This is a genomic window from Cryobacterium frigoriphilum (assembly GCF_004403305.1).
GTDB lineage: Bacteria > Actinomycetota > Actinomycetes > Actinomycetales > Microbacteriaceae > Cryobacterium > Cryobacterium frigoriphilum.
Map to the genome: position 1 here is coordinate 94,826 of NZ_SOHE01000036.1, position 6,076 is coordinate 100,901.

Sequence of the window (6,076 nt, forward strand, 5' to 3'; positions counted from 1 at the left end):
CATGCGGGGGTCCTCAGTCGCCGCGGAGTACGCTCAGCGCGTGCTCCAGGTCCGGCGGGTACTCGGCGTTGTAGGTGACCCACTCGCGTGAGTCGGGGTGTTCGAAAGCCAACTGGGTGGCGTGCAGCCACTGCCGGCCGAGGCCGAGGCGTGCGGTGATGCTGGGGTCAGCGCTGTACATGGCGTCGCCGACACAGGGATGCCGCTGGGCCGACATGTGCACCCGGATCTGGTGGGTGCGGCCGGTCTCCAGGTGAATCTTGAGCAGGGTGGCCGCGCGGAACGCCTCGAGCGTTTCGTAGTGCGTGATCGAATTCTTGCCATCGGCGATCACCGCGAACTTCCAGTTGTGGTGCGGGTGGCGTCCGATCGGTGCGTCGATGGTGCCGCTGGTCGGGTCGGGGTGTCCCTGCACGACGGCGTGGTAGACCTTTTCGACCTCGCGGTCGTGGAAGGCACGCTTGAGATGGGTGTACGCCGCCTCCGACTTCGCGACGACCATCAGCCCGCTCGTGCCCACGTCGAGGCGGTGCACGATGCCGGCCCGTTCGGCCGCGCCGGAGGTCGCGATGCGAAAACCGGCCGCCGCGAGGGCGCCCGGAACGGTTGGACCCGACCAGCCAACGCTCGGGTGGGCTGCCACTCCGGCCGGCTTGTTGACGACGACGATGCTGTCGTCATCGTGCACGATCGTGAGGCCGGGCACCGCAATCGGGTCGATGCGCACCGGTTGCTTCGGCTGCCAGGTCACTTCGAGCCAGCTGCCGGCGTGCAGCCGGTCAGACTTTCCCGCGACGGTCCCGTCGAGAATGACCCCGCCCTGCTCGGAGACCTCCGCGGCGAAGCTGCGGGAGAAACCGAACAGTTTGGCGAGGCCCGCATCGACGCGCACGCCTTCGAGCCCTTCGGGCAGCGGCAGGGCACGGGTTTGGGTGGTCACGGAACGATCTCGGCCTTCGGTTCGTCTAGGGGCGGTTCTTCGGCCGTCGGGTTCTGCTTTTTCGGTGTCTCGACCACGCGTTCGCCGTCGAGGCCGATGCCCCGAATCGTCAAAATCATGAAGATGACCATGCTCGACACGATGGACATGTCGGCCACGTTGTAGATGGCGGGCAACAGCCAGGGCGTCGACAGAAAATCGACGACGTGGCCCAGACCGAAGCCCGGCTCGCGCAGCAGGCGGTCGGTCAGGTTGCCGAGCACACCACCGAGCAGAAGCCCAAAGACAATGCCCCACGCGAGGGAACGGATGCGGCGGGCGAACCAGACAATGAAGACCACCACGCCGGCGGCGATGATCGAAAAGACCCAGGTGGTGCCGCTGGCAAGCGAAAAGGCCGCTCCCGGGTTCCGAACGAAGTGCAGTTGCAGCACCTCGCCCAGAACCCGGACGACCTCACCCTCGGCCATCAGATCGACGACCAGGATCTTACTGATTTGATCCAGCGCGTACACGCCCAGCGCGATGAGCGCCAGAACGATGAGCGCGCGGGAGCGCTTCTCCGTTCGGACCCTAGGCGCCAAAGCCCTGGAAGGACGACTTCGGAGCGGAATCGCTGCCGACGCCGGCGCCGACCGGCGACGTGGAGTCGAGGTCGTGGAGCTGGCCTTCGATGTAGCTCTTCAGCTTGACGCGGTACTCACGCTCGAACGTGCGGAGGCCCTCGATCTTGCCCTCGAGAACGGAGCGTTCCTTGTCCATCTGCTGGTTGGCGACCCGCTGCTTCGCTTCGGCTTCGGCAACGACGCGAGCGGCGGTGGCGTGACCTTCGGCGATCAGGGCGTCGCGCTTCTCGGCGCCTTCCTTGACGTGCTCTTCGTGCAGGCGACGAGCGAGCTGCAGCAGGTTCGTGGTACCGGCGGTCTCATCGATCGGCTCGGCGGCGACGACGACCGGCGCGGCGGCCTTGACGGGCTCCGGAACCACGACGGGCTCGGGCTCGGCAGCGGCCGGAACGGCGGCGACGGGCGCGCTGACGGCTTCAGCGATAACGCCGCCGTCTGCGGTGATGCGCGCGCGCAGCTCCTCGTTGTCTTGCGTGAGGCGGCGCAGTTCAACGACGACCTCGTCGAGGAAGTCGTCAACCTCGTCCTGGTCGTATCCCTCACGGAATTTCGTTGACTGGAACCGCTTGTTGACTACATCTTCCGGAGTTAGCGCCATGGCTTTCCACCCTTAGAACTTGTGTTGCGAACAGTTGTATGACACCCAAACTCGGGCGCCATCGGACAAGAATACATGCCGCGCCGGGTGCGGCGCGGGCCAAGCTTGAGAAACACGGAACGAGCTTTAGAAAGTCGCCCGCAGAAAGGATGCGATCGACATTCCGACGATGCAGCAGAGCATCGTGATGGTGAACCCGAAGTCGAACTGGATGGGTCCAATCGACAGCGGCGGTATCAGCTTACGAAAGAAGCGTACCGGTGGGTCGGTGAACGTGTAGACCAGCTCGACGAGAACCAGAGTGAATCCGGTCGGACGCCACGAGCGGTTGACGCCACGCACCAGGTCAATGATGAAGCGTCCCCAGAGCACGAAGAAGTACAGGAGAAGGGCATAGTAGGCAACTGTGGCCAGGAGATCGACAAGCACGCTCTAAGTCTATGACTGGGCGAAGAAGGACGCTTCCGCGTCCGGCTCTTCGGTGCTGTTCTCGCCGGACACGATGACGTGTGACGGGGACAGCAGGAAGACCTTCGCGGTCACGCGCTCGATCTTGCCGTACAGGCCCTGTGAGAGGCCACTGGCGAAGTCGATCAGGCGGCGGGCGTCGGCATCACTCATCTGCGAGAGGTTGATGATGACCGGGATTCCGTCACGGAAGGACTCCGCGATGACCTGCGCGTCGCGATACTGACGCGGGTGGACCGTGAGAATTTCATTCATTTCGGAAGCAGCCACATTCTTGGGGGTTTGCGTCTTGCGCAGCGGAGTCACCGGAGCACGGCCGGCGTTGTTCTGCGCCGATCCGCTATGCGCCGAACCGGCATGGGCGGCGCTGGACTGGGCCGCTGCGGCGGCGTGAGCCGACGCGTTGGACGTGTGGGACGAGTTGGAACGCTCAGCGGGCGCCGGCACGGCCGCTACGTGAGCGGTCGCGGGGGCCTCGTAGTGCAGCTCTTCGTCTGCCAGCCCCAGGTAGACCATGGTTTTCTTGAGCGGGTTGGACATGTCGACCTCCGTGTAAGTAATTCTTCTCTAAGAGATTAACCGTGTAACGGGCGAATCCCGGTGATTGCGGTGCCAATTCTTAGGTGTGTCGCCCCTTCGGAGATGGCCGCCTGGTAGTCCTGGCTCATTCCGATCGACAGTGCGGTGGCCTGCGGGGCAATCGAGCGAAGCGAGACGCTGAGCGCGCGTACGGCAGCGAACGCCCGCCGAGGCTCACCCTCGCGCGGTGCGACGGCCATCAGGCCCAGCAGGCGCAGGCCAGAGGTGGCGAGAACCTGTTCGGCGAGGGCCTCGAGATCGCTCGGCTGCGCACCGCCGCGCGCCGGATCATCCGTCAGATTCACCTGAATGAAACAGTCCCGCACCGGCGCGTCGGTGCCGGGGGCGTCGGGCGCCGCGAGAGCCGTGACGAGCGAGGCTCGGTCGAGGGAGTGAATGACATTGGCGTAGGCGCGCACCTGACGCGCCTTCTTGCCCTGGATCTGGCCGATGAAGTGCCACGTCAGGTTCAGGTCGGCGAGTTCTGCCGCCTTGCCCTGGGCCTCCTGATGCCGGCTTTCACCGACGTCCGTCACCCCGAGGGCCGCGAGCTGCGCGATCAGGCTCGCGGGATGAAACTTCGTGACCACTACCGTCGTGATCTCGCTCGGGTCACGCCCGGCGAGCCGGACCGCGTCAGCGATTCCGGCCCGCACCTGCTGCAGACGCTCGTCGAGCGTGTCGATCACCCCAGCACCCGAGGGACTAGCCGGATTACTTGAGGAAATCGGGGATGTCCAGGTCGTCGGGGTCTTCCTCGAAGGCCGGGTCGACGACAGTGGCTCCGCCGGCGGTTGCGTCATTGCTGGCCCAGACCGAGGAGCCGGCGAGCTCTTCGGCGCTGAACTGGCTGGCGTCGGCGGTGACCGACGGGGCGGCGGCTCCCGCGGCTGCGGTGCCAACCCCGCTGGCAATGCCGGCGGCGACGAGGTCGGCACGGCGCACCTCGACGGCCTTGGCACCGGGTTCTCCGCCGTCGAAGCCGGCGGCGATGACGGTGACGCGCACCTCGTCGCCGAGCGTGTCGTCGATGACGGCACCGAAGATGATGTTGGCCTCGGGGTGCACTGCCTCTTGCACGAGACGGGCGGCGTCGTTGATCTCGAAGATTCCGAGGTTGGAACCACCCTGGATCGACAGCAGCACGCCGTGGGCCCCGTCGATCGATGCCTCAAGCAGCGGGGAGGCCACGGCCAGTTCAGCGGCCTTGATGGCCCGGTCGGCGCCCCGCGAGGAGCCGATGCCCATGAGGGCGGAACCGGCGCCCTGCATGACCGACTTCACGTCGGCGAAGTCGAGGTTGATCAGGCCGGGAGTCGTGATCAGGTCGGTGATGCCCTGCACGCCGGCGAGCAATACCTGGTCGGCGGTCGCGAAGGCCTCGAGCATGCTGATGCCGCGGTCGCTGATTTCGAGCAGGCGGTCGTTCGGCACGACGATGAGCGTGTCGACCTCGTTCTTGAGCGAGGCGACACCGGTCTCGGCCTGGGCCTGGCGACGCTTGCCCTCGAAGCCGAACGGCTTGGTGACCACACCGATGGTGAGCGCACCGATGGACTTGGCGATGCGGGCGACGACGGGGGCACCACCGGTGCCCGTTCCACCGCCCTCACCCGCGGTGACGAAGACCATGTCGGCCCCGGCAAGGGCCTCTTCGATCTCCTCGGCGTGGTCTTCGGCTGCGCGGCGGCCGACCTCGGGGTCTGCACCGGCGCCGAGGCCCCTGGTCAGGTCGCGCCCGACATCGAGCTTCACGTCGGCGTCGCTCATGAGCAGCGCCTGTGCGTCGGTGTTGATCGCGATGAACTCGACGCCACGGAGGCCAAGTTCGATCATGCGGTTCACGGCGTTGACGCCGCCACCGCCGATACCGACGACCTTGATCACGGCTAGATAATTCTGATTGTTTGACACGTCCGGCCTCCGGTGGAACTCTCAACCTCTAGTCGAGGCTTAAAGTTATGCTGAGTATGCAATTCCTGATTTAGAAGTTATGCGCCACGGCGCGCCCGCTGGGGAGGCGCGCCCGCGTGTCGCGAAGTCCCGGCCAAACTCACCGCAACACCGCGCTCACCGCAACACCGCGCTGTCGGGTGAGGTGACGTCGTATTCGTTGACTGTACCGACGGGGTGACCGACCATGAGCGCCCCGAGCACGACCGCCTTGTATTCTGATTCCTCAGAACTGCCCCAGACGACCCGCGCTCCCCCGACCAGGTTGAGGGTCACGTCGTCCTTCGTCTCCGCGCCGACGGTATCGAGCTGCGAGCGGATGCTGTCGGGCAGGGCGCTGACGACGGCCGTCACCGCCCGAAACCCGGCGCTCTCGACGCCCTTGTCGGCCTCGATGAGCGGGTACCCGGCGGGGCGCTCGGGGCTCGACTCGATCACCACTCCGGCGGCATCGACCAGATCGAAGCCGGCCGCGGACGCGAGGGCACCGATGGGCTCACGCTCGACGATGCGCACCACGAGCGTACCGGGCGGACGGCTCTCGGTGACGTAGCTCTGGATCAGCATGAACTCCGAGAGCTCGTTCTTGACCAGGCCGAAGTCGATGAGCGGCAGCGGGGTACCGACCTGGGAGTCGAGGGCCGCCACGAGAGCGTCCGCCGGTACCCGGCTCGCGCCCACGACCTCGATGGTGCGCAGGGCCATCAGGGGCGAATAGCCGGCGCCAACGACCGAGAGGGTCATGACCGCGACCGCTCCGAGCGACACGACCCAGTTGGTGCGCCTGCGGCGGGAACGCCAGGTAAACCGACGCACCTCCTGACGCTCGTAGCGCCTGCGGGCGCGCTTGGCCGCGCGCAGCCCGGCCCGCGCCGCACCGCCGGTGAGCTTGGCGCCGGCCGTCAGCGTCGC

The 6,076-nt window shown here is 66.3% G+C and carries 8 protein-coding genes; all 8 read right to left on the minus strand.

The window, feature by feature from the left end:
• Positions 1–13: 13 nt before the first annotated feature.
• Positions 14–940: an RluA family pseudouridine synthase gene (locus E3T55_RS07810; protein ID WP_241992938.1), complete on the minus strand. Its 927-nt coding sequence runs from the start codon at positions 938–940 to the stop codon at positions 14–16.
• Complete coding sequence (gene lspA / locus E3T55_RS07815; RefSeq protein WP_134519008.1) at positions 937–1,524, minus strand: signal peptidase II; 588 nt, start codon at positions 1,522–1,524, stop codon at positions 937–939. The genes E3T55_RS07810 and lspA overlap by 4 nt, the downstream gene beginning before the upstream one ends.
• Complete coding sequence (locus E3T55_RS07820) at positions 1,514–2,164, minus strand: DivIVA domain-containing protein (RefSeq protein ID WP_134519009.1); 651 nt, start codon at positions 2,162–2,164, stop codon at positions 1,514–1,516. The genes lspA and E3T55_RS07820 overlap by 11 nt, the downstream gene beginning before the upstream one ends.
• 126 nt (positions 2,165–2,290) lie before the next feature.
• The gene (locus tag E3T55_RS07825; protein ID WP_134519010.1) at positions 2,291–2,593 is read right to left on the minus strand and encodes a YggT family protein; all 303 of its coding nucleotides are present in this window, start codon (positions 2,591–2,593) and stop codon (positions 2,291–2,293) included.
• 9 nt (positions 2,594–2,602) lie between these two features.
• The gene (locus E3T55_RS07830) at positions 2,603–3,172 is read right to left on the minus strand and encodes a cell division protein SepF (protein ID WP_134519011.1); all 570 of its coding nucleotides are present in this window, start codon (positions 3,170–3,172) and stop codon (positions 2,603–2,605) included.
• A 35-nt stretch (positions 3,173–3,207) separates the two neighbouring features.
• A complete protein-coding gene (locus E3T55_RS07835) occupies positions 3,208–3,900 on the minus strand; it encodes a YggS family pyridoxal phosphate-dependent enzyme (RefSeq protein WP_241992939.1) in 693 nt (230 codons plus the stop codon).
• 25 nt (positions 3,901–3,925) lie between these two features.
• Complete coding sequence (gene ftsZ, locus E3T55_RS07840) at positions 3,926–5,125, minus strand: cell division protein FtsZ (RefSeq protein WP_134519013.1); 1,200 nt, start codon at positions 5,123–5,125, stop codon at positions 3,926–3,928.
• A 156-nt stretch (positions 5,126–5,281) separates the two neighbouring features.
• A partial coding sequence (locus E3T55_RS07845; RefSeq protein WP_134519014.1) for an FtsQ-type POTRA domain-containing protein occupies positions 5,282–6,076 on the minus strand: 795 nt, incomplete at its 5' end.

What these genes read in the sequence shown, in the direction of transcription:
- E3T55_RS07820 (WP_134519009.1), bottom strand. Translation starts at nt 2,164, where the DNA reads ATGGCGCTAACTCCGGAAGATGTAGTCAACAAGCGGTTCCAGTCAACG.
- E3T55_RS07830 (WP_134519011.1), bottom strand. Translation starts at nt 3,172, where the DNA reads ATGTCCAACCCGCTCAAGAAAACCATGGTCTACCTGGGGCTGGCAGAC.